This is a genomic window from Janthinobacterium salmonicoloratum, from assembly GCF_051380845.1.
GTDB lineage: Bacteria > Pseudomonadota > Gammaproteobacteria > Burkholderiales > Burkholderiaceae_D > Janthinobacterium > Janthinobacterium lividum_F.
In genome coordinates this window covers 2,769,263-2,789,516 of sequence record NZ_JBNYXV010000001.1, presented here as the reverse complement: position 1 = coordinate 2,789,516, position 20,254 = coordinate 2,769,263, and the positions used below count along the sequence as shown (strand labels likewise).

Annotated in this window: 18 protein-coding genes; 9 read left to right on the top strand and 9 right to left on the bottom strand. The window is 62.1% G+C overall.

What is annotated here, in order from left to right:
• Nucleotides 1-51 precede the first annotated feature (51 nt).
• Nucleotides 52-621 carry a hypothetical protein gene (locus ACQ4WY_RS12855; RefSeq protein WP_436504315.1) on the top strand — a complete coding sequence of 190 codons (570 nt, stop codon included), beginning with the start codon at nucleotides 52-54 and terminating at the stop codon, nucleotides 619-621.
• 68 nt (nucleotides 622-689) lie between these two features.
• Here ACQ4WY_RS12855 and ACQ4WY_RS12850 read toward each other — a convergent pair whose 3' ends face one another.
• The 6 genes from ACQ4WY_RS12850 to purB all read right to left on the bottom strand — a co-directional run bounded on the left by ACQ4WY_RS12850 (nucleotide 690) and on the right by purB (nucleotide 6,988).
• A complete protein-coding gene (locus ACQ4WY_RS12850; RefSeq protein ID WP_436504314.1) occupies nucleotides 690-2,843 on the bottom strand; it encodes a S46 family peptidase in 2,154 nt (717 codons plus the stop codon).
• Nucleotides 2,844-3,150: 307 nt separating this feature from the next.
• Entirely contained in the window at nucleotides 3,151-3,420 is a 270-nt protein-coding gene (locus ACQ4WY_RS12845; protein WP_071321703.1) for a GlsB/YeaQ/YmgE family stress response membrane protein, read from the bottom strand.
• Between the two features lie 165 nt (nucleotides 3,421-3,585).
• A complete protein-coding gene (locus tag ACQ4WY_RS12840) occupies nucleotides 3,586-4,161 on the bottom strand; it encodes a YceI family protein (RefSeq protein ID WP_436504313.1) in 576 nt (191 codons plus the stop codon).
• A 141-nt stretch (nucleotides 4,162-4,302) separates the two neighbouring features.
• The gene (locus ACQ4WY_RS12835; protein WP_436504312.1) at nucleotides 4,303-4,857 is read right to left on the bottom strand and encodes a YceI family protein; all 555 of its coding nucleotides are present in this window, start codon (nucleotides 4,855-4,857) and stop codon (nucleotides 4,303-4,305) included.
• Nucleotides 4,858-4,898: 41 nt separating this feature from the next.
• Nucleotides 4,899-5,423, bottom strand: coding sequence for a cytochrome b (locus tag ACQ4WY_RS12830; RefSeq protein ID WP_046684510.1), 525 nt, complete (start codon nucleotides 5,421-5,423; stop codon nucleotides 4,899-4,901).
• 185 nt (nucleotides 5,424-5,608) lie between these two features.
• On the bottom strand, nucleotides 5,609-6,988 hold the full coding sequence (purB, locus tag ACQ4WY_RS12825; protein WP_072457294.1) for an adenylosuccinate lyase: 1,380 nt from the start codon (nucleotides 6,986-6,988) through the stop codon (nucleotides 5,609-5,611).
• A 277-nt stretch (nucleotides 6,989-7,265) separates the two neighbouring features.
• On the opposite strand from purB, the gene ACQ4WY_RS12820 reads away from it, so the two are divergent.
• The 5 genes from ACQ4WY_RS12820 (at nucleotide 7,266) to ACQ4WY_RS12800 (ending at nucleotide 14,732) form a co-directional block, all read left to right on the top strand.
• Nucleotides 7,266-7,880: a glutathione S-transferase N-terminal domain-containing protein gene (locus ACQ4WY_RS12820; RefSeq protein ID WP_436504311.1), complete on the top strand. Its 615-nt coding sequence runs from the start codon at nucleotides 7,266-7,268 to the stop codon at nucleotides 7,878-7,880.
• A gap of 7 nt (nucleotides 7,881-7,887) precedes the next feature.
• Nucleotides 7,888-8,916 (top strand): LacI family DNA-binding transcriptional regulator, encoded by a 1,029-nt coding sequence (locus tag ACQ4WY_RS12815; RefSeq protein ID WP_436504310.1) that lies wholly within the window; start codon nucleotides 7,888-7,890, stop codon nucleotides 8,914-8,916.
• 312 nt (nucleotides 8,917-9,228) lie between these two features.
• Nucleotides 9,229-11,523 carry a TonB-dependent receptor gene (locus ACQ4WY_RS12810; RefSeq protein ID WP_436504309.1) on the top strand — a complete coding sequence of 765 codons (2,295 nt, stop codon included), beginning with the start codon at nucleotides 9,229-9,231 and terminating at the stop codon, nucleotides 11,521-11,523.
• A gap of 15 nt (nucleotides 11,524-11,538) precedes the next feature.
• Nucleotides 11,539-13,407, top strand: a complete 1,869-nt coding sequence (locus ACQ4WY_RS12805) for an alpha-amylase family glycosyl hydrolase (protein ID WP_436504308.1) — start codon at nucleotides 11,539-11,541, stop codon at nucleotides 13,405-13,407.
• A complete protein-coding gene (locus ACQ4WY_RS12800; RefSeq protein ID WP_353659690.1) occupies nucleotides 13,404-14,732 on the top strand; it encodes an MFS transporter in 1,329 nt (442 codons plus the stop codon). Before ACQ4WY_RS12805 ends, ACQ4WY_RS12800 begins: the two co-directional genes overlap by 4 nt.
• Nucleotides 14,733-14,913: 181 nt before the next feature.
• Here the strand turns inward: ACQ4WY_RS12800 and bfr are convergent, their stop codons facing one another.
• Nucleotides 14,914-15,390 (bottom strand): bacterioferritin, encoded by a 477-nt coding sequence (gene bfr, locus ACQ4WY_RS12795; RefSeq protein ID WP_034778875.1) that lies wholly within the window; start codon nucleotides 15,388-15,390, stop codon nucleotides 14,914-14,916.
• A gap of 422 nt (nucleotides 15,391-15,812) precedes the next feature.
• Here bfr and ACQ4WY_RS12790 point away from each other — a divergent pair, with 422 nt between their 5' ends.
• Nucleotides 15,813-16,493, top strand: coding sequence for a Fe2+-dependent dioxygenase (locus ACQ4WY_RS12790; RefSeq protein ID WP_436504307.1), 681 nt, complete (start codon nucleotides 15,813-15,815; stop codon nucleotides 16,491-16,493).
• A gap of 222 nt (nucleotides 16,494-16,715) precedes the next feature.
• On the opposite strand, the gene ACQ4WY_RS12785 is transcribed toward ACQ4WY_RS12790, so the two are convergent.
• On the bottom strand, nucleotides 16,716-17,417 hold the full coding sequence (locus ACQ4WY_RS12785; RefSeq protein ID WP_353659691.1) for an energy transducer TonB: 702 nt from the start codon (nucleotides 17,415-17,417) through the stop codon (nucleotides 16,716-16,718).
• A 17-nt stretch (nucleotides 17,418-17,434) separates the two neighbouring features.
• Nucleotides 17,435-17,650, bottom strand: coding sequence for a (2Fe-2S)-binding protein (locus ACQ4WY_RS12780; RefSeq protein ID WP_131387646.1), 216 nt, complete (start codon nucleotides 17,648-17,650; stop codon nucleotides 17,435-17,437).
• A gap of 412 nt (nucleotides 17,651-18,062) precedes the next feature.
• Here ACQ4WY_RS12780 and ACQ4WY_RS12775 point away from each other — a divergent pair, with 412 nt between their 5' ends.
• Complete coding sequence (locus tag ACQ4WY_RS12775; protein ID WP_353659692.1) at nucleotides 18,063-18,347, top strand: FeoA family protein; 285 nt, start codon at nucleotides 18,063-18,065, stop codon at nucleotides 18,345-18,347.
• A gap of 2 nt (nucleotides 18,348-18,349) precedes the next feature.
• The gene (feoB, locus tag ACQ4WY_RS12770; protein WP_436504306.1) at nucleotides 18,350-20,251 is read left to right on the top strand and encodes a ferrous iron transporter B; all 1,902 of its coding nucleotides are present in this window, start codon (nucleotides 18,350-18,352) and stop codon (nucleotides 20,249-20,251) included.
• The last annotated feature ends 3 nt before the right edge of the window (nucleotides 20,252-20,254 follow it).

Genomic DNA, 20,254 nt, shown 5'->3' with positions numbered 1-20,254 from the left:
TGGCTGCAGTACTTGTGTTATGAATACGTTTCACGCGCAAGGGGAGGCGGCATGGGAAAGACGGCGATGGCGGCGCTGGTGTGGTGGGTTTGCCTGGCGGCACAGGCGGGGCCATTGCGCTTGCCAGCAGGTAAGGGGCCGGTGGCGCAGGGCGGGTCCGTCACGGCCGCCGCGCAGGGCGCGCTGATACGCTACCGGGGCTGGCTGCTGGCCGTCGATGGCGCAGTGTCGGAAGAACGGCCTGACGTCTTGCTGACGTCGGCGGATGCGCGCCACGCGCCGCAGTTGCAGATCGGCTCCACGCAGCGCACCTTGCCCCTGTGGTCAGCCTTCGAGCTCGTCAAGGGAGCCGCGCACCTGCGCATCACGGCGCTGCCGGGGCCGGATGAGCTTCCCGCGCTGCTGCTGGACTTTGGCGATGCCGATTACCGCATCGTGATTCCCGCCGCCGGCATCGCGCGTCACGCTTATCCTGCGCTGGCGCAGCGCTTTCCCGGCGCCGACCTGGCTTTGCTGCTGCAGGAGCGCCGGCGCGTGATGCTGCCGCTGGGAAATGGCCGCGCACAAGTGTTTGGCGAGGAGCAAGCGGTGCCTTACCGTTTTAGCAAAGTAAAACGTTAGGCGAAAAAAAGCCACTCCCGCAGGAGTGGCTCAGGCTAAAGCGCCCGTTGCCGGGTTATTGCTTCTTGTTATTCAGCGCCCATTTCTTTCAGCAGGTTGTCTGCGTGGTCGATGTGTTTCATGTTCCACAGCATGTAGCGCAGGTCGACCTGGATCGAACGGGTGTTGGCCTTGTTGTAGTCCCAATCGGAAATGATCGAGTCCAGGGTGCCGTCGAAGGCCAGGCCGATGAATTCGCCTTTGGCGTTCAGGGCAGCCGAACCGGAGTTGCCGCCGGTGATGTCCAGGGTCGCCAGGTAGTCGACCGGCACGGTTTTCAGCTTGGGATCGACGAATTTACCGAAGTCCTTGGCTTTGATCGCGGCCAGTTGATTCGCTGGTGCATTGAACTCGCCCTGGCCCGTGGCTTTGGCAACGACGCCATTGACGGTGGTGAAAGCGGTCCAGGTGGTGCCGTCGGCGCCGTGGTCACGGCCGGCAACTTTGCCGAACGTCACGCGCAAGGTGCTGTTGGCGTCAGGATAGACGGCTTGGCCCTTGCTCTTCATGAAGGCAATTTTTGCTTTCATGTAGTTGGCATAGGCTTGCTGGATCTTGCCTGCCAGTTCTTCGTCTTCCGCTTCGTTTTTCAGCGAATCCGGATACATGGCGACGGCGGCCTGGATGAAGCTGTCCTTGCTGGCCTGGAATTCGGCTGGCGTGCGTTTCAGCCATGCTGCGCGTTCTTCCTTGTCGGCCAGCTTGCTGCCCGCATACAGTTTGTCCAGGGCGGCCGACAGGTCTGCTTGCGACATGCCGTCCTTGATGCCGATGGCGGCGTCAAAGCTGGCGCGGCGTTGTGCTGCCGGTTGCGCGGCGTACTTGGTCAGGCTGTTCAGTACCAGCGCCTTGTCGACTTTTTCATCGTAGGTGCGCTCGACCGACGTGATGCCCGAGGTCAGGCGTGGCAAATCGCGCGTCTGGTAGCCGGACTTGCGTTCCGTATCGGCCTTGGTGCCTTCGTTCGACAGGCGGTACAGGCTGCGTGCCGTGTTCAGCAGGCGTGGCTGTGCATAGCTCAGGAAGAAATCGCGCTTGGTGTCGGCATCGCGCTCGGCGATCAGCTTTTCCACTTGCTCGATATCGCCGGCAAATTCGGCCTTGCGTGCTGGCGTGGCGTTGACCCACGCTTTCAGGGCGTCGTGTTCCGTCGTCTTGCGCGCCAGGAAGTCGCTGCCGGCGTAGGAATCGAGCATGCCTTGACGGTTTTTGTAGTAATTGTTCACGCCAGCGACTTGACCCGCATATTTCAGGGCAACATCCTTGTTGTCCTTGGTTTCGCGCGCGATGATGGCCAGGGTTTCGCCCGACGCTTTCACGAAGGCCGGGTAGTTCCAGTCAAACGTGTATGCCACTTCCGATGGCAGACGGTGACGGTTGGTACGGCCAGGGTAGCCCAGGACCATCACGAAATCGCCTTCTTTCAAGCCATCCTTGGCCAGTTTCAGCACGTGTTTTGGCTGGTAAGGCACGTTGTCCTTGCTGAAGTCGGCAGCTTTGCCGTCCTTGCTGACGTAGGCGCGGTAGAAACCGTAGTCGCCCGTGTGGCGTGGCCACATCCAGTTGTCGGTGTCGCCACCGAATTTACCCACGCCTGCTGGAGGCGCGTGCACCAGGCGCACGTCGCGGATTTCCAGTTGCTTGATCAGGTAGAACTCCAGGCCGCCGTAGTAGGCCGACACGGTGCAGCGGAAACCGGCTTCTTTTTCGCATTCGGCGACCAGTTTCTTCTGGTTTTTCTCGATCGCGTCGATGCGAGCCTTGCCTTGCAGCTTGGCCACGTCGGCGGTGATGATCTTGTCGCTAACATTGGTCACGGCCGAGGTGACGAAGATGCGGCTGCCTGGGGCGGCCGGCAATTCTTCAGCGAAAGTCTTGGCCAGGAAACCGTTGGCCAGCAAATCGCGCTCTTTGGTCGAATTGACCGCCACGCTGTTGTAGACGCAATGGTGGTTGGTGGCAACCAGGCCTTGCGGCGAAACGAAAGAAGCCGAGCAGCCGCCCAGGCTGACGATGGCGCCCATCGGGAATTCGGTCAGTTTGGTCAGGTTGGTCGGATCGAGTTTCAGTCCGGCCGCTTTCAGTTCCTTGGCTACTTGTGGCAGCTGTTGGGGCATCCACATGCCTTCGTCGGCATGTGCGAAGTTGCTCAGGATGGCGAGCGCGATGAGAGATTTTTTCATTCGAGTTCTGTTCTTTTAGATGTAAGGAAGTCGGAATCAGCGGAGTACCCGCTGATTTGTGCAGCGGGCGACATAGAGTATCCGTATCGAACTCGCACTAGTCAATCACATTTTCCCGACGGCATGTCTGCATGCAGTTGCTTGAATAGCATGATTTTTCGTGGCATAGGGGTAGAAACAGGCTGCCAACGCGCATTTTCCCGTGCGGCGGCTGTGGTATTGTCCATACAATTGTTCTGACGGCAATGAAAAATGGCCGGGCGCTTGCGCGGCCCGGCCACCTCGTGAGGTATGGCGTGTTGCCGGTCTAGCGTATTTTGCCGCGGCGCAAAAGATTCACGATGCCCAGCAGGATCACGGCGCCCAGGAACGAGACCAGCAGCGCAGACAGGCTGAAATTGTCGCTATTGATGGTGCCCGTGCCGAACAGTGGCGCCAGCAGCCAGCCGCCCAGGAAGGCGCCAACGATGCCGACGACGATATTGAGGAAGATGCCCTGTTGCGCATCCGTCTTCATGACCATGCTGGCCAGCCAGCCGATAACGCCGCCAATAACGATCCAGATAATGAAATTCATGTAGTCCTCCGCGCGATGGGTGAGTGGGGTGCCATGTCAGAACAACATCATGCCAATGGATAGTGATGCAGCACGATAGAAAAGTCCAGCGGATTTGCACTGTGCATGCAAAAGCCCGCCTGGCTGCGGGCAGCGAGGCGGGCTTGTCATGCGGAAAGGTCGTGTTTAGTCGGCCTTGATGGCTTCCACCTGGATGGCCAGCTTGACTTCCGGCGAGAACGCCGGCATGCCGTAGTTCAGGCCAAAGTCGCTGCGCTTGAATTCTGCCGTGGCATCGGCGCCGCACACTTCACGCTTGTAGCGCGGGTGCATGATGCACTTGAACTTGCTCACGTTCAGCTTGACGGGCTTGGTCACGCCCAGCAGGGTCAGTTCGCCATCGACTTCTACCAGCTGCTCGCCGTTGAACTTGAGCGATGTGCTCTTGTAGGTGATCTGCGGGAATTTCTCGACGTTGAACATGTCTGCTTTTTTCGCGTGCGTATTCATGGCATCGAGGCCGAAGTCGATCGAATCGGCATCGATGACCAGGTCCAGGCTGCCCGTCTTGGCGGCGCGGTCCAGGGTAACCGTACCCTTGGTCTTGTTGAACTTGCCGCGCCACACCGACATGCCCATGTGATCGGCTTCAAAGCTGGGGAAAGTGTGCGTCGGGTCGAGGTTGTAGGTGTCGGTAGCGGCCATGGCCGAACCCGCGCCGGCAGCTGCCAGCACGGCGATCATCAAGTGCGAAAGTTTCATGAATATCCTAAAAAGAATCGGTTGTTGGTGTGAGTTCCATCAGTAAGGTCTGAAAAACGTTCAGGACAAGGCGCCTTGCCGCAGGCAGTACGAACGTACGGCCAGGCAAGAGCAACGCCGTCATGGACGTTTTCTCAGGCCTTACTGCGCGGCGACGTGGAATTTGATGGTGACTTCATCGGCAACCATGCTCGTGTCTTTCCACTCGCCTTCGCCGATGTTGTAGGTCAGGCGCTTGATCGGCAGGGCGCCGTCGAAGGCATATTTGCCGCCATCGGACTTCACCGTCAGGGGGAAGGTCACGTCGGTCGTCTTGCCTTTGATGCTCAGCTTGCCGCTTACCGTCAGCTTGCCCGCGCCGGCGGCCTTGATGCTGCTCGAGACAAAGGTGGCTTTCGGGAACTGGGCCGAGTTGAACCATTCTTTCTTGGCCACTTCCTTGTTGTACTCGGGGTCGCCGATATCGATGCTGGCCGTGTCGATTTCCACCGACGCTTTCGAGGCGTCCGGCGTGGCCGGGTTGTAATCGATGGCGATATTGAATTTCTTGAACTTCGCTTCCACGGGCACATTCATTTGCTTGAACACGGCCGACACGCTGGTCTTGGCGGGATCGACTTTCAGCAGGGTGGCGGCGGTGGCGGCTACAGACAGGCCCAGCAGGGAAGCGAGGACGATGCGTTGGGTGGTTTTCATCTTATTTTTCCTGGAGTTTCAGTGAGCAAGGGAAGTCGGTGTTACGGCAACATGCGCTTGAGGACGCCGTCGCGGTCGATGAACTGGTGCTTTAGCGCAGCCAGCACATGGGCAGCCACGGCGGCGGCCATCGTCATGTTCAGAACATAATGAATCTCTTTTAAAAGAGGCTTAAGTTCCGGGTTCGGCGCCATGATGACGGGCAGCTGGAACAGGCCCAGGTAGACCACGGGCACACCCGCGGCCAGGGTGTACAGGTAGCCTGAGACGGGCACGGCGAAGATGAGGATGTACAGCAACACGTGCATGGCATCGGCTGCCTTCTTTTGCCAGGCCACCATGCTGGCCGGGTGCGGCGGCGGCACGTTGGCCTTGCGCCACAGCAGGCGGATGGCGGCGATGGCCAGCACGGTCACGCCCAGCCATTTATGCCAGGAGAAATATTTGAGCTTGGTGGGCGTCAGGCCGGGAATATCGACCATGACCAGGCCCATGACGAAGGCGCTGATGATGAGCAGGGCGGTCAGCCAGTGCAGGATGATGGCGGTGGTGGTGTAGCGTTGCATCGACGGCTTTCTTGAAAGTAGTACGTATTAGGACTAATTCGGCCTAATATACCAAAGAAAAGCAAATTGCGCTGCGTGCTGCAGATTCTACAAGAAAGATTGCCGGAAAAACCGCGGGGCGGGCAGCATTTGTGTGCTGGCCGCCCCGCAGGAGTGGGATAGCATGATCCCCATGTGGAAACTGCTTAGATGGCTTTTGCCAATTGCGCCGCGATACCGATGTAGTTGCCCGGCGTCATGGTCAAGAGCACGTCCTTGGCATCCTGCGGAATGGCCAGGCCATTGACGAAGGTTTGCAGCGCTTCTTTCGAGATGCCCTTGCCGCGCGTCAGCTCTTTCAGTTGCTCGTACGGATTTTCGATGCCATAGCGGCGCATCACGGTTTGTACGGGCTCGGCCAGCACTTCCCAGGTCGCGTCCAGATCTTGCGCCAGGCGCGCGTGGTTCACTTCCAGCTTGTTCAGGCCGCGCAGGCAGCTGTCATAGGCCAGCAGGGTGTAGCCCAGGCCCACGCCGATGTTGCGCAGCACGGTCGAATCGGTCAGGTCGCGCTGCATGCGCGAGACAGGCAGTTTTTCCGACAGGTGTTTCAGGACGGCGTTGGCCAGGCCCAGGTTGCCTTCCGAGTTCTCGAAGTCGATTGGGTTGACCTTGTGCGGCATGGTCGACGAACCGATTTCGCCCGCTTTCAGTTTTTGCTTGAAGTAGCCCAGCGAGACGTACGTCCAGATGTCGCGGTTCAGGTCCAGCAAGATCGTGTTGGCGCGCGCGAAGGCGTCGAACAGTTCGGCCATGTAGTCGTGCGGTTCGATCTGGATGGTGTACGGGTTGAACACCAGGCCCAGGCGCTGTTCGATGACGGCCTTCGAGAATGCCGGCCAGTCGAAGCCGGGATAGGCCGACAGGTGGGCGTTGTAGTTGCCGACGGCGCCATTCATCTTGCCGAGGATTTCCACTTGCTCGATGCGTTTCACGGCGCGCTGCAAGCGGGCCACGACGTTGGCGAATTCCTTGCCCAGGGTGGTCGGGCTGGCCGTCTGGCCGTGCGTGCGCGACAGCATTGGCACGTCGGCGTTGTCGTGCGCGATCTGCGTCAGCTTGGCCACCAGGCCGTTCAATGCCGGCAGCATCACGCCATCGCGCGCGGCTTTCAGCATCATGCCGTGCGAGGTGTTGTTGATGTCTTCCGAGGTGCAGGCGAAATGGATGAATTCCGACGCCGCCACCAGTTCCGGCACGTCCGCCACTTGTTCCTTCAGCCAGTACTCGACCGCCTTGACGTCATGGTTGGTGACCGCTTCGATGGCCTTGATGCGGGCCGCGTCGGCTTCCGAAAAGTCGGCCGCCATCTTGTCAAGCAGGGCGCTCGCTTCTGCCGAGAAGGGCTTGATTTCAGCGAAACCGGCTTGCGACAGCGCTTGCAGCCAGGAGATTTCCACTTTCACGCGGTGGTGCATGAAACCGGCTTCGGACAGGATCGGGCGCAGCAGATCGGTCTTGCTGGCGTAGCGGCCATCGAGCGGAGACAGGGCCGACAGCGTGGAATACGGAGTAGTAGAAGTCATGAGAGCGGACGCAAGTTAAAGAAACGGTTGGCGTGTGGCGCGCGGGGAGGGCAGGGCTATTGCAATACAGCAACACTGACGGCGCCACAGTAAAGGGCGATTTTACCACCGCTGGCCGCTTGCCAGCCGTCCGTTGGCCGCCGGCGCACCGCAATTTGGCCGAATCCGGCCCCGATGCGGCGTGCCTGCCACACACTGGAGGCCGTCGGGCGCGTGCTGCCAAACACCGCTGCCGCCGATGCTATACTGCTTGCTGCTCCCTTACCTTAAAGTACCTATGAAACTGATCGGTTCCCTCGCCAGCCCGTATGTCCGCAAAGCCCGTATCGTGCTGGCGGAAAAAAAGCTCGACTATGTCTTCGAGCTGGAAAACGTGTGGGCGCCGGAAACCCGCATCGCCCAGGCCAATCCCCTGGGCAAGGTGCCCTGCCTGGTGATGGAGGATGGCAGCACGCTGATCGATTCGAAAGTCATTGTCGAATACCTCGACACGCTGACGCCCGTGTGCAAGCTGCTGCCGGCCGGCGGCAATGGCCGCGAGCGGGCTGACATCAAGAACTGGGAAGCGCTGGCCGACGGCATCCTCGACGCGGGCGTGCTGGTGCGCCTGGAGCGCACGCAGCGCCCGCCCGAGCAGCAAAGCGCGGCCTGGATCGCGCGCCAGCTGGAAAAAGTCACCCTGGGCCTCGCGGCGCTGGAAGCACGCCTGGGCGAGAGCGCGTATTGCGCCGGCAAAAACTACACCTTGGCCGACGTGGCCGTGGGCTGCACCTTGGGCTGGCTCAGCTTCCGCTTCCCGGAAATCGACTGGCGCGCGGACCATCCGGCGCTGGCGCGCCTGTTCGACAAACTGTCCGAGCGACCATCGTTCAAGGACACCGCGCCGCAGTGAGCGTACGATGACCGGGACTGATTCGAAGGTGCAGCAACGCCTGCAGATGGCCGATATCGCGCGCCTGGCCGGCGTGTCCACGTCCACCGTGTCGCGCGCGCTGAGCGGCAGTTCACTGGTCAACGAAGAGACGCGTGCGCGTGTCATCGCACTGGCCCGTTCGCTCAAGTATTCCATCAATATCGGCGCGCAAAACCTGCGCCTGAAACAGAACCGCACGGTGGGCGTGGTGGTGCCGTATGACGCGGCCACGCGCCAGCACCTGTCCGATCCTTTTTTCCTGAGCATGCTGGGCAGCCTGGCCGATGCGCTGACGGAGCAGGGCTTCGACATGCTCATTTCGCGCGTGGATGCCGAAACGCTCGATGCGGCCGCCCAGTCCTTCGATAGCGGCCGCGTGATCGGCATCATCCTGATCGGCCAGTGGCGCCACCATGAACAACTGAACCAGCTGGCCGCGCGCCAGGTGCCCATCGTCGTGTGGGGCGCGCAATTGCCGCAGCAGCTGTATTGCACCGTCGGCGGCGACAACGTCGCCGGCGGCAGGCTGGCCACGGAGCACTTGCTGGCGGCGGGGCGCACGCGCATCGCCTTCTTTGGCGACGCCAAGCTGCCGGAAGTGGCGCAGCGCCACCAGGGCTATGCGCAGGCGCTGGCCGCGCAGGGACTGGCGCCTGACCCGCAACTGTACGTGGCCGGCTCCTTCCTGCCGCAGGGCGGCGCGACGGACGTGCAGGAACTGCTGGACCGCCACCTGCCGTTCGACGCCATCTTTGCCTGCAGCGACTTGCTGGCTATGAGCGCCATCAGCGCCCTGCGCACGCGCGGCGTGGCCGTGCCGGAACAGGTGGCCGTGGTCGGCTACGACGATATCGAACTGGCCGCGTATTTCCATCCGCCGCTGACCACCGTGCGCCAGCCGATCCGCGCCGCCGGGCGCGCGCTGGTGGCCTCGCTGCTGGCGCTGGTCGACGGCGCACCTGCGCCATCCCAGCAATTGCCAACCGAGCTGATCGTGCGCGCCTCTGGCCGTTGAGGCGCGCATACCCCATCGATTGCAACCGATTGCAATAATTTGGAATTATCCCCTATATTTTCATGCTGCAGTGCCGCATGAAAAGCCCTGTGTGCTCGGCGCATAAGCGCTGCCTCCCTCTGTATCGCCCTCAATATTCTCTTAAAAACAACATAAAATCCATGTTGCAGCGCTCGATTGCAATCGATTGCAATAAATTCTTATTCGTTGAATAATGACGTACCGGCTTAGCCAGCGCGCCACGGCATGCAGCGGCCAGGACTCATAACAAGCGGATACCTCGATGTATCGGCATACAACACTGGAGACAAGATGAAGACACGTACTGCTCAACGCGGCTGCATGGCCGCAGCCGTCGCACTGGCCCTGCTGCAATGGGGCGCCGCCCAGGCGCAATCGGTCGGCGACACCGCCACCGCCGCCGCCGCCGATGGCCTGAACCTGGAACGCATCGTGGTCACGGGCACCACCGGCGGCACGTCCAAAATGAAATCGAGCAATTCCGTCAGCAGCATGGAGCTCGACACCATCCTGCACAATGCGCCGACCAGCGCCGCCGAAGTCCTGCGCTCGGTGCCCGGCTTGCGGGCCGAGTCCTCGGGCGGCGAAGGCAATGCCAACATCACCGTGCGCGGCCTGCCCATTTCCGCTGGCGGCGCGCGCTATGTGCAGATCCAGGAAGACGGCTTGCCGGTGCTGCAGTTCGGCGACTTCAACTTCACCACGCCCGACAGCTTCGTCAAGATCGATTCCACGCTCGACCACCTGGAAGTGGTGCGCGGCGGTTCGGCTTCCACCCTGGCCACCAATTCGCCGGGCGGCATCATCAATTTCATCAGCAAGAACGGCAAGGAGCAGGGCGGCAGCGTGGCGCTCAGCCGCGGTCTGGGCTACGACCAGACGCGCGTGGACTTCGATTACGGCGCGCCGATTTCGGAGCGCACGCGCTTCTTCATCGGCGGCTCCTGGCGTACGGGCGAAGGCATCCGCCACAGTGGCGTCAACAGCGAAAAGGGCGGCCAGATCCGTGGCAATGTCACGCATGAATTCGACAGCGGCTTCGTGCGCCTGTCGTTCAAGCACCTCGACGACCAGTCGCCCACGGCCCTGCCGGTGCCGGTCAGCGTGCGCAATGGCCGCATCACGGAAATCGCTGGCATCGACCCGCGCAAGGCCAGTTTCTATTCGCCGTACTGGGTGCCCGACATGGTGCTGAACAAGGATAACCAGCGCGTGGCCACCCGCGTCAACGACGGCTTACACGTGAAGAGCGACACCGTGGGCCTGGAAGCATCGTTCAAGCTGGGGCAGGGCTGGAGCGTGAGCGAAAACTTCCGCTACGCCGACAATTCGGGCCGCTTCACCGGCATCTTCCCGTCGAATAACGGCAGCGACGGCAGCTATGTATTTGCCAGCGGCCCGAACCAGGGCAAGCCTTACACCGGCCGCGCGTTTTCCGCCGTGGTGTTCAATACCTCGATCGACGACGCCAGCAATACCCTGAGCGACACCAAGCTGGCCAAGACTTTTGTTCTCGACAGCGGCAAACTGACCACCACGGCCGGCCTGTACCTGTCGCAGCAAAAGCTGGGCCTGACCTGGAACTTCAATGAATACCTGATGCAGGCCACGGGCGACCAGCCGGCGCTGCTGCAAACGGCCAGCGCCACGCCGGGCTATATCGGCCCGGCCTTCGGCGCCTGCTGCTCGCGCGCCGTCGACATGGAATACCGCACGACGTCGCCGTACCTGAACCTGGCCTGGGAAAGTGGCGCGCTGAATCTCGACGGCGGCCTGCGGCGCGACCGCCAGCATGCCAGCGGCACGGCCAATCAGGCCACCGGCGCGCAAGCCTATCTGCCGTCGACGGTGCAGCAGGTCGACTATACCTTGGGCCACACTTCGTACTCGCTGGGCGCGAACTACAAGCTGCAAGCGAACCTGGCCGTGTTTGCCCGCGTCAGCGAAGGCGTGGCCTTCAATGCCGACCGCATCCTGTTCGGCACGCCGTTGGATGGCAGCGTGCCGGTGGCCATCAACACCGTGCGCCAGCTCGAAGGCGGCGTGAAATGGCGGCAGGGACCGTTGAGCACCTTCGTCACCGTGTTCCAGGCCAAGACGAAGGAAAGCAATTACGAAGCGACTACCCAGCTGCGCACGGCCAACAGCTATGAAGCCAAGGGCGTGGAGCTGGAAGCGGCCTACAGCGCCGGCGACTTCCGCATCAATGGCGGCCTGACGTTCACCGATGCCGAGATCACGGGCACGGCGGCGGCCGACGTGGCGCTGATCGGCAATACGCCGCGGCGCCAGGCGCGTATCGTGTACCAGCTCGCGCCCACCTATGAATGGGGACCGGCCACCCTGGGCGCCAGCCTGGTCGGCACGGGCAAGTCGTGGGGCGACGATGCGCACACGATCACCTTGCCCGCCTACCAGGTGCTCAATGCCTTCGTCAATTACCAGCTCACGCCGCAAATGCAGGTGGCGCTGACGGCGAACAATCTGCTCAACAAGATCGGCTATACGGAAGTCGAGGGCGATGGCCATGCGGCTCGCTCGATCACGGGGCGCGCCGTCAAGGTCAGCCTGAAATACGCATTTTAAGCAAGGATAGGATTCATGATGTCGATACGCAGCCCCCTGGCGCGCCTGCTTGCGCCGCTCCCCACGCACTTGCGCGATGATGCGGCGCGCCGCTATGCGCGCCAGGAGGCGGTCTTGCTTGACCGCCTGGGCAGCCTGTATGGCCAGCGGCCGGACTTCCTGCCCTGGCTGGGCGACCTGATGGAAAGCGTGGGGCGCCTGTATGCGGCGCGCGCGCCGGCGCTGCTGCGGCAAGATGCGCAGCGCGAAGCGCAGCCGGACTGGTTTGCCAGCCAGTCCATGCTGGGCTACAGCGCCTACGTGCAGCGCTTCGGCGGCAGCCTGCAGGGCGTGGCGGCGCGCATTGCCCACCTGCGCGAACTGGGTGTGACGTATCTGCATTTGCTGCCGTTTTTGCGTGCACGCGCCGGTGAAAGCGATGGTGGTTTTGCCGTCGCCAGCTTCGAGGAAGTCGACCCCGCGCTGGGTAGCAATGCCGACTTGCTGGCGTTGACGGCGCAGCTGCGCGCGGCCGGCATCAGCCTGTGCTCGGACCTGATCCTCAATCACGTGGCCGACGACCATGCGTGGGCGCTGGGCGCCAAGGCGGGCGATCCGCTGCTGCGCGATTTTTTCCACACCTATCCCGACCGCGTGCAGCCGGACCGCTACGAGCAGACCGTGGGCCAGGTCTTCCCGCAGGCGGCGCCGGGCAATTTCACCTTCGTGCCAGAGCTGCAGCGCTGGGTCTGGACCACGTTTTACCCGTATCAGTGGGACTTGAACTACGCCAATCCGGCCGTCTTCGCGGCCATGGCCGGCGCCATGCTGAGCCTGGCCAACAAGGGCATCGACGTGTTCCGCCTCGATTCGACGGCCTTCCTGTGGAAGCGCGCAGGCACGGACTGCATGAACCAGCCCGAAGCCCACAGCCTGCTGCAAGCCTTGCGGGCCATCGCCGCCATCGTCGCGCCGGGCGTGCTGCTCAAGGCCGAAGCCATCGTGCCCACGGCCAAGCTGCCCGCCTACTTTGGCAGCGATGCCGCGCCCGAATGCCATATCGCCTATCACAGCAGCCTGATGGCCGCCGGCTGGGGTGCGCTGGCGGAGGAAAGCACGGACTTGCTGCAGCAGGTGATCGCCGCCACGCCGCCGCTCCCGCCGGCCGCAAGCTGGCTTAGTTATGTGCGCTGCCACGACGACATCGGCTGGAACGTGCTGCTCAATGAAGCAGGCGCGGATGGACCGGCGCGTCTGGCGCGCATCGCGCAGTTCTTTGCTGGCACGCCCGGCACCGGCAGCTATGCGCGCGGCGCCGCCTTCCAGAGCAGCAGCGCCGACAAGGCGCATGGCAGCAACGGCATGGCCGCCTCGCTGGCCGGCCTGGAAAGCGCCACCACGGTGCAGGAGCAGGAATACGCCTTGCGGCGCTTGCTGCTGCTGCATGGCCTGGCCTTGAGCTTTGGTGCCTTGCCGGTGCTGTACATGGGCGATGAACTGGGCATGACCAACGATCACAGCTACACGCAGCGCGCCGACCGGGCGATGGACAGCCGCTGGCTGCAGCGCCCCGCGTTCGACGACAGCCTGCTGGCATGGCGCCACGATGGTGTGAGCGCCAGCGGCCGGCTGTACCTGGCGCTGCGTCAATTGATCGACGCGCGCAGTCGCTTGCCTGCTTTGGCCGCCGCCGCGCCGCGCAGCGTGCTGCCCGCCGACACGCCGGCCGTGCTGGCGCTGCTGCGCGGCGACGCGTTTCTCAACCTGAGCAATTTCAGCGGCGCCAGCCAGCGTTTCACTTTGCCCGCAGGCGAGTGGCGCAACAGCCTCGATGGCAGTGTGCTGGCCGGCACCGTAGGCTTGCAGCCCTGGCATATGCTGTGGCTGGAAAGGGAAGCAGCATGAGCGACGCCAGCGCACACCGCCCACATCTGTCGTTCTGGCAGATCGTCAACATGAATGTGGGATTTTTCGGCATTCAGTTCAGCTTTGGACTGCAGCAAAGCAGCATGAGTCCCATCTACAAATACCTGGGCGCTGATGAAGCGAGCCTGCCGTACCTGTGGCTGGCCGGTCCCATGACGGGCTTGCTCGTGCAACCGCTGATCGGCGCCATGAGCGACCGCACGGTGACGCGCTGGGGCCGCCGCACGCCGTACTTCCTGATCGGCGCCATCCTGTGCAGCCTGGGCCTGCTGGCCATGCCGTTCAGTCCCACTCTGTGGATGGCCGCCAGCCTGCTGTGGATACTCGACGCGGCCAACAACGTGACGATGGAGCCGTACCGCGCCTTTGTCAGTGACAAGCTCGACAAGAAGCAGCATTCGCTGGGTTTTCTCACGCAAAGCGCCTTCACGGGACTGGGGCAAACGCTGGCCTACCTGACGCCATCGCTGCTGGTCATGCTGGGCATGAACAAGGATGCCGTCAATGGCAGCCATATCCCGCACATCGTCATCGCCGCCTTCCTGATCGGCGCCGTGTTTTCCCTCGCCTCGGTGTTGTGGACCCTGAAGACGACGCCGGAAAACCCCCTCACGGCCAGCGAGCTGGCGGCCATCCGCAGCCGCCCGCCGGGCTGGCGCCACACGCTGGCCGATATCGGCGCGGCCCTGCGCGACATGCCGCCGACGATGAAGCAGCTGGCCCTCGTCAACCTGTTCCAGTGGTACGCCATGTTCTGCTACTGGCAGTACATTGCGCTGTCGCTGGCGGCAACCCTGTTTCACACGACGGACCCCGCGTCGCAAGGCTTTCGCGATGCGGGCCTGCTGAACGGGCAGGTGGGCGCCTTCTACAATTTCGTCGCCTTTGTCGCCGCCTTTGCGCTGGTGCCGTTCACGCGCCGGTTCGGCCCCAAGCGCATGCACAGCCTGTGCCTGTGCGCGGCCGGCGTGGGCATGCTGAGCATCCCGCTGATCCACAGCCCGGCGCTGCTGTTGCTGCCCATGCTGGGCGTGGGCCTGGCCTGGGCCAGCATCATGGGCAATCCCTACATCATGCTGGCCGGCTGCATTCCGCCCGAGCGCACGGGCGTCTACATGGGCATCTTCAATATGTTCATCGTCATCCCGATGATCATCCAGATTTTCACCCTGCCCCTGTATTACCGCAGCTGGCTGGGCGGCAATCCGGAGAACGTCATCCGGCTGGCCGGCGCCCTGTTGCTGTGCGCGGCGGTGGCGGTGCTGTTCGTCAAGCTGCGCCCGCCGCAGACTACAAAGACTTGAGGACGCACGTAAAAAAACCGGCTCTGCCGGTTTTTTTTGTTCCACCAACGATGTTACGACACCTGAGAAAACCGTAGCGAGCGGAAGGAAGAGGTGGCCGAGAAGCGCAACCGTACTCTAGTACGGTGAGCATCGCAGGCCGCCTATGCCGACGCGCAGTAGGTTTTGGCAGGTGTCCTTATTACTCTTCCACTGCCATCTGGCTTTGCAGGTAGTTCTGGATGCCGATTTTGGCGATCAGGTCGATCTGCGTTTCGAGCCAGTCGATATGCTCTTCCGTGTCTTCCAGGATCATCAGGAACAGGTCGCGCGAGACGTAGTCGCCCGCTTTTTCGCTGATGGCGATGCCTTCCTTGACGGTGGCGTGCGCGGCGCGTTCCAGCTTCAAATCGCATTCCAGCATTTCCGGCGTGTTCTCGCCGATCAGCAGCTTGTGCAGCGCTTGCAGGTTAGGCAGGCCGTCGAGCATCAGGATGCGGTCGATCAGCTTGTCGGCGTGTTTCATTTCGCCGATCGATTCTTCGTATTCTTTCTTGCCCAGCTTTTCCAGACCCCAGTGCTTGTACATGCGCGCATGCAGGAAGTACTGGTTGATGGCCGACAGTTCGTTGGTGAGCTGTGCGTTGAGCATACGGATGACTTCTTTATCGCCCTTCATGGGATTTCCTTTGTTCTGTGTCGCGTTCGATGATGAAACCGGAGGCTGCTGGCGTTCACTGCCGGGTGGCGCAAGGCTGCCTGGTGGCGCGCAGGTTGCCGGTTTCGCTATGCCCGCATGATAGCGCAAAATATGGGCGGTTTCGGGCGCTAAACGGTGTTTTTCCGTCTTTTTAACGTAAATATCGTGCGAATAAAACCCATTCTCAAATGGATTGCCGCATTTTTCCGTTTTTTATTTGTTAAGGAAAATGAAGGCCATTCTCATTCGCGTTCCCGGTGCTATTTTGCTGCCGCTGGCGCGCATGCATGGCCGCGCTGAAAAGGCGGGAAATGTTTGGCCGTTCTTGCTTTTGTGCCTACTTAGCCGCTGCCGGCGATGCGATAATCAGGCAGCGATGTTTACTGAAAAAGGATAGCAAGATGATGCTGCATATACCCGGCGTGCTGACGCCGGAACAGGTGACGCAGTTCCGCCAGCGCCTGGCGCAGACGGACTGGGTCGACGGACGCGCCAGCGTCGGGGCGCAAGGGGCGCAAGTCAAGCGCAACCGCCAGCTGGCCGAAGGTTCGCCGCTGGCGCTGGAACTGGGCGAGATCGTCAGCCGCGCGCTGATGGCCAATCCGCTGTTCTTTGCCGCCGTGCTGCCGCTGCGCATCTTGCCGCCATTCTTCAACAGCTATGCGGGCGGCGAGCACTATGGCCTGCATATCGACGGCGCCATCCGCACGCCGAAAAACGGCATGCAGTCGATGCGCGCCGACGTCTCGTCGACCGTGTTCCTGAGCGAGCCGGATGAATACGAAGGCGGCGAGCTGGTGGTGGTCGATTCCTACGGCACGCATGAGGTGAAATTGCCGGCCGGCGACGTGATCGTCTATCCGTCGAGCAGCGTGCACCAGGTGCTGCCCGTCACCAGCGGCGAGCGTATCTGCTCCTTCCTGTGGACGCAAAGCATGGTGCGCGAAGACTGGAAGCGCAGCATGCTGTTCGAGCTCGATCAGAACATCCAGAGCGTGCGCGCAGAGCACGGCGATTCGCCCGCGACGGTGGGCCTGACGGGGCATTATCACAACCTGTTGCGGATGTGGGCGGAGATCTGAGGCTGGGGTCAGACCCCCGGCGACGTTGGCGCTGAACTTTGCGTTGGCGGTGTTGAGGGTCTGACCCCCTTAGACAAAAAAAGTCTGCCTGGCCCGGGGATGTAGGCTGGCAGACTGAAACAAGCAGTTGCTTGACTGGTACAGAAAACAGGGCGCAAAAAAGCAAGCAGGGCATCGGTGCGGTGCTTGCGGGCTGGCAGCGGCGCAAGGGCCGCCGGAAGGCTAGCTCAGTTGGAAGGTCAGCGGTACTAAAACGTAGACGGGTACAGGTTTGCCGTTTTCGATCATCGGCTTGAACAGCGCGCGCTGCGCGGCCTGGCGGCCCGCTTCATCAAGGTTGCCGTAGCCGGTCGATTTATGGATCAGGATTTGCTCCGGCAAGCCCTTTTCATTGATCAGGATGCGCAGCACCACGGTGCCGCTTTCACCCAGGCGGCGCGACAGATTCGGGTAGATCAGTTGCGGCGCCTTGATGTATTCGACGCTGCTGACGGTGCGCGGCGTCGATGGTGCCGGTGGCGTCGGCGACGGTGCCGCTGGCGCCGTCGGCGCGGCAGTGGCGACAGGCGCCGCTTCGGCGCGCGTCGGCTGCGGCGGCGTGATCGTCGGCTCGCTCGGCGCCACGGCGATCAGCGGCAGCGGCGGGATTACTGCGCGCGGCACGGGCGCGCTCAATTCCACGGTTTTCGGCACGGACGGTGCCGGTGGCTTGGGCGGTGCCGGCGGGGCGATGATGCTGATGGTGGTGATGGTCGGCATGGCCGCCGTGACGACGCGGCTCAAGAGGCCACTCTGGATGGCGTAAAAGCCGGCGATATGCAGGACGACGATGGCCATCAGCGGCGCGAATTTGTTGCGCTTCTTGTCGAAGTCGGCAAATTGCTGCACGGCCTGCACCGTTACGGGCGGGGGCATCATCGTCATGGCGTTCATCGCTTTCTTTAGTTTGTCAGTACAGCTCGCATCAATACGGTTTCTTGCAGCACCACCGTGGCGTTCAGGTGATCGTTCAGCACTTCCCGCGCGCAGGTATGGCATTTGCCGCAGCAGGTGGCCACGCCCAGGTCGCGGCGCAGTTCGGCCATGCTGGACAGGCCAAGATCGACGGCTTGACGGATTTCACGATCAGATATGTTGTTGCAGACACATACAATCATTGCTACACCTTCTGGCTGGAGGATGAACAGACACTAGTGCTGGAAAGCATTGTTGCTAGTGTTTTAATGAGAATCATTATCATTACGTTTCATTGTCGCGCAAAGTGCAGGACAATGCAAGCGATTTTGATCAAGTGTGCCGCGCCTGGCGAGCTGGCGCCGCATGTTGATATGGCCTTCGCGCGCATGACGTAGCCCTTGAAAGGCGCGGCTCTCCGGGCTAAATAAAAACTATTCGCATTCATGTTTATAATGCTGGTATTGTCTCGGACGGCCACCGTCTGGACTGATTGAAAGGCCGCTTGTCGGTAATGCGCAACAGTTGCGTTTTACGTCACAAACCTGGTGCCAGTGCAAGGCGCTCCGCGCCGCAGCCAGTATCAGGTGTTCTTAATTTGAACGGAATTTGCTCATGACTCTAGTTCCACCCTTGATGACGCTCGATGCGCTGGCAGTCGGCCAGAGCGGCACGGTGTTGCATATCACGCCCCACACGGCAGGACAGACGGAGGACGGCGTCGACCTGGCCCGCCGCTTGATGGAGCTGGGATTCGTTCCCGGCGAACGTATTCGCATGCTCAAGCGCGGCATGCCCGGCGGCGATCCGCTGGCCATCAAGGTGGGCAATGCCACGTTCGCACTGCGCCGCTTCGAAGCGGCGCTGATCACGATTCAACCGCTGCTTCAACCGGAATGACCATGGGTGCTGTCGAAACTATCGTCGATGCGGGCGTGCACAAGTCGCCGCATCAGCCACAAATTGCCCTGTTGGGCAATCCGAATTGCGGCAAGACCGCCCTGTTCAACCGTTTGACGGGCGCGCGCCAGAAAGTGGCGAACTACGCCGGCGTGACCATCGAGCGCAAGGAAGGCCATTTCACCTCGCCCGCCGGCAAACCCGTGCGCCTGCTCGATCTGCCGGGCGCCTACAGCCTGTCGGCCACCACGCCAGATGAAGCCATCACGCGCGACGTGGTGGGCGGCTTGCGCAAGGGTGACCCGCGTCCGGACGCCATCATCTGCGTCGTCGACGCCACCAACTTGCGCCTGAATCTGCGCCTGGTGCTGGAAGTCAAGCGCCTGGGCCTGCCCATGCTGCTGGCGCTGAACATGACGGACGTGGCGCGCAAGCGCGGCATGCTGATCGACACGGCCAAGCTGTCGCAGGAACTGGGCATGCCCGTGGTGGAAACCGTCGCCGTGCAGCACGATGGCGAAAAAGCCTTGTTGAACGCCATCGATGCCATGCTGCCGCTGCCGGCCGTGGACGCAAAACCGCTGGCGGCCATCGATGCCGTCAGCGTCGAAGAAACCCAGCGCGAAGTGCGCCGCATCCTGGCCGCCGTCAGCAATGACGTGGGCGACAGCGGCAACCTGACGGAAAAGATCGATGACGTGGTGCTGCACCCCGTGTTCGGCCCCCTCATCCTGGCCGTGCTGATGTTCCTGATCTTCCAGGCCGTGTTTGCCTGGGCCGCCACGCCGATGGAAATGATCACCGATGGCGTGGGCCACCTGGGCGCCGTGCTGACGGCGAACATGCCAGATGGTCACCTGAAAAGTTTGCTGGTGGAAGGCATCATTGGCGGCGTCGGCAGCGTGCTGGTATTCCTGCCGCAGATCCTGATTCTGTTCTTCTTTATCCTGAGCCTGGAAGACTGCGGTTACCTGCCGCGCGCGGCCTTCTTGCTGGACCGCCTGATGGGCGGCGTGGGCCTGTCCGGCCGCGCCTTCATCCCGCTGCTGTCGAGCTTTGCCTGCGCCATTCCCGGCGTGATGGCGGCGCGCACCATCCAGAACCCGCGCGACCGCCTGGTCACCATCATGATCGCGCCGCTGATGACGTGCTCGGCGCGCCTGCCCGTGTATGCGCTGATCATCGCCGCCTTCATCCCGGAACGCCAGGTATGGGGTTATCTGAGCCTGCAAGGCCTGGTGCTGTTTGTCCTCTACTTCGCCGGCATCATCTCGGCCATGGCCGTGGCCTGGGTCATGAAGCGCGGCATGGGCGTGCGCGGCAACCAGCCGCTGATGCTGGAACTGCCGGCCTATCACTGGCCGCATCTGCGCAACCTGGCCGTCAGCCTGTGGGAACGCGCGAAGATATTCCTGACGCGCGTCGGTACCATCATCCTGAGCCTGATGATCATCCTGTGGTTCCTCAGCACCTTCCCCGGCCCGCCGGACAACGCGATCCATCCGCCGATCTACTACAGCCTGGCCGGCATCCTGGGGCGCGGCCTGGAAGTGATCTTCGCGCCCATCGGTTTCAACTGGCAGATCTGCATCGCGCTGGTGCCCGGCATGGCGGCGCGCGAAGTGGCCGTCGGCGCGCTGGGCACCGTGTACGCCCTGTCGCAAACGGGCGACGCGCTGGCCACTACCCTGGAACCGCTGATCGCCCATTCGTGGTCGATGGCCACCGCGCTGTCCTTGCTGGCCTGGTATGTGTTTGCGCCGCAGTGCCTGTCGACCCTCTCCGTGGTGAAACGCGAGACGGGCGGCTGGCGCTATCCGCTGCTGATGGCCGGCTACATGTTCGCCCTGGCCTACGCCGCCTCGTTCATCACGTACCGCGTCGCCCTGATGCTGGGCGCTTAGGAG

What these genes read in the sequence shown, in the direction of transcription:
- ACQ4WY_RS12820 (WP_436504311.1), top strand. Translation starts at nt 7,266, where the DNA reads ATGAAACTGATCGGTTCCCTCGCCAGCCCGTATGTCCGCAAAGCCCGT.
- ACQ4WY_RS12850 (WP_436504314.1), bottom strand. Translation starts at nt 2,843, where the DNA reads ATGAAAAAATCTCTCATCGCGCTCGCCATCCTGAGCAACTTCGCACAT.
- purB (WP_072457294.1), bottom strand. Translation starts at nt 6,988, where the DNA reads ATGACTTCTACTACTCCGTATTCCACGCTGTCGGCCCTGTCTCCGCTC.
- ACQ4WY_RS12815 (WP_436504310.1), top strand. Translation starts at nt 7,888, where the DNA reads ATGACCGGGACTGATTCGAAGGTGCAGCAACGCCTGCAGATGGCCGAT.
- bfr (WP_034778875.1), bottom strand. Translation starts at nt 15,390, where the DNA reads ATGAAGGGCGATAAAGAAGTCATCCGTATGCTCAACGCACAGCTCACC.
- ACQ4WY_RS12780 (WP_131387646.1), bottom strand. Translation starts at nt 17,650, where the DNA reads ATGATTGTATGTGTCTGCAACAACATATCTGATCGTGAAATCCGTCAA.
- ACQ4WY_RS12800 (WP_353659690.1), top strand. Translation starts at nt 13,404, where the DNA reads ATGAGCGACGCCAGCGCACACCGCCCACATCTGTCGTTCTGGCAGATC.
- ACQ4WY_RS12840 (WP_436504313.1), bottom strand. Translation starts at nt 4,161, where the DNA reads ATGAAACTTTCGCACTTGATGATCGCCGTGCTGGCAGCTGCCGGCGCG.
- ACQ4WY_RS12790 (WP_436504307.1), top strand. Translation starts at nt 15,813, where the DNA reads ATGATGCTGCATATACCCGGCGTGCTGACGCCGGAACAGGTGACGCAG.
- ACQ4WY_RS12785 (WP_353659691.1), bottom strand. Translation starts at nt 17,417, where the DNA reads ATGACGATGATGCCCCCGCCCGTAACGGTGCAGGCCGTGCAGCAATTT.
- ACQ4WY_RS12855 (WP_436504315.1), top strand. Translation starts at nt 52, where the DNA reads ATGGGAAAGACGGCGATGGCGGCGCTGGTGTGGTGGGTTTGCCTGGCG.
- ACQ4WY_RS12830 (WP_046684510.1), bottom strand. Translation starts at nt 5,423, where the DNA reads ATGCAACGCTACACCACCACCGCCATCATCCTGCACTGGCTGACCGCC.
- ACQ4WY_RS12810 (WP_436504309.1), top strand. Translation starts at nt 9,229, where the DNA reads ATGAAGACACGTACTGCTCAACGCGGCTGCATGGCCGCAGCCGTCGCA.
- ACQ4WY_RS12805 (WP_436504308.1), top strand. Translation starts at nt 11,539, where the DNA reads ATGATGTCGATACGCAGCCCCCTGGCGCGCCTGCTTGCGCCGCTCCCC.
- feoB (WP_436504306.1), top strand. Translation starts at nt 18,350, where the DNA reads ATGGGTGCTGTCGAAACTATCGTCGATGCGGGCGTGCACAAGTCGCCG.
- ACQ4WY_RS12845 (WP_071321703.1), bottom strand. Translation starts at nt 3,420, where the DNA reads ATGAATTTCATTATCTGGATCGTTATTGGCGGCGTTATCGGCTGGCTG.
- ACQ4WY_RS12775 (WP_353659692.1), top strand. Translation starts at nt 18,063, where the DNA reads ATGACTCTAGTTCCACCCTTGATGACGCTCGATGCGCTGGCAGTCGGC.
- ACQ4WY_RS12835 (WP_436504312.1), bottom strand. Translation starts at nt 4,857, where the DNA reads ATGAAAACCACCCAACGCATCGTCCTCGCTTCCCTGCTGGGCCTGTCT.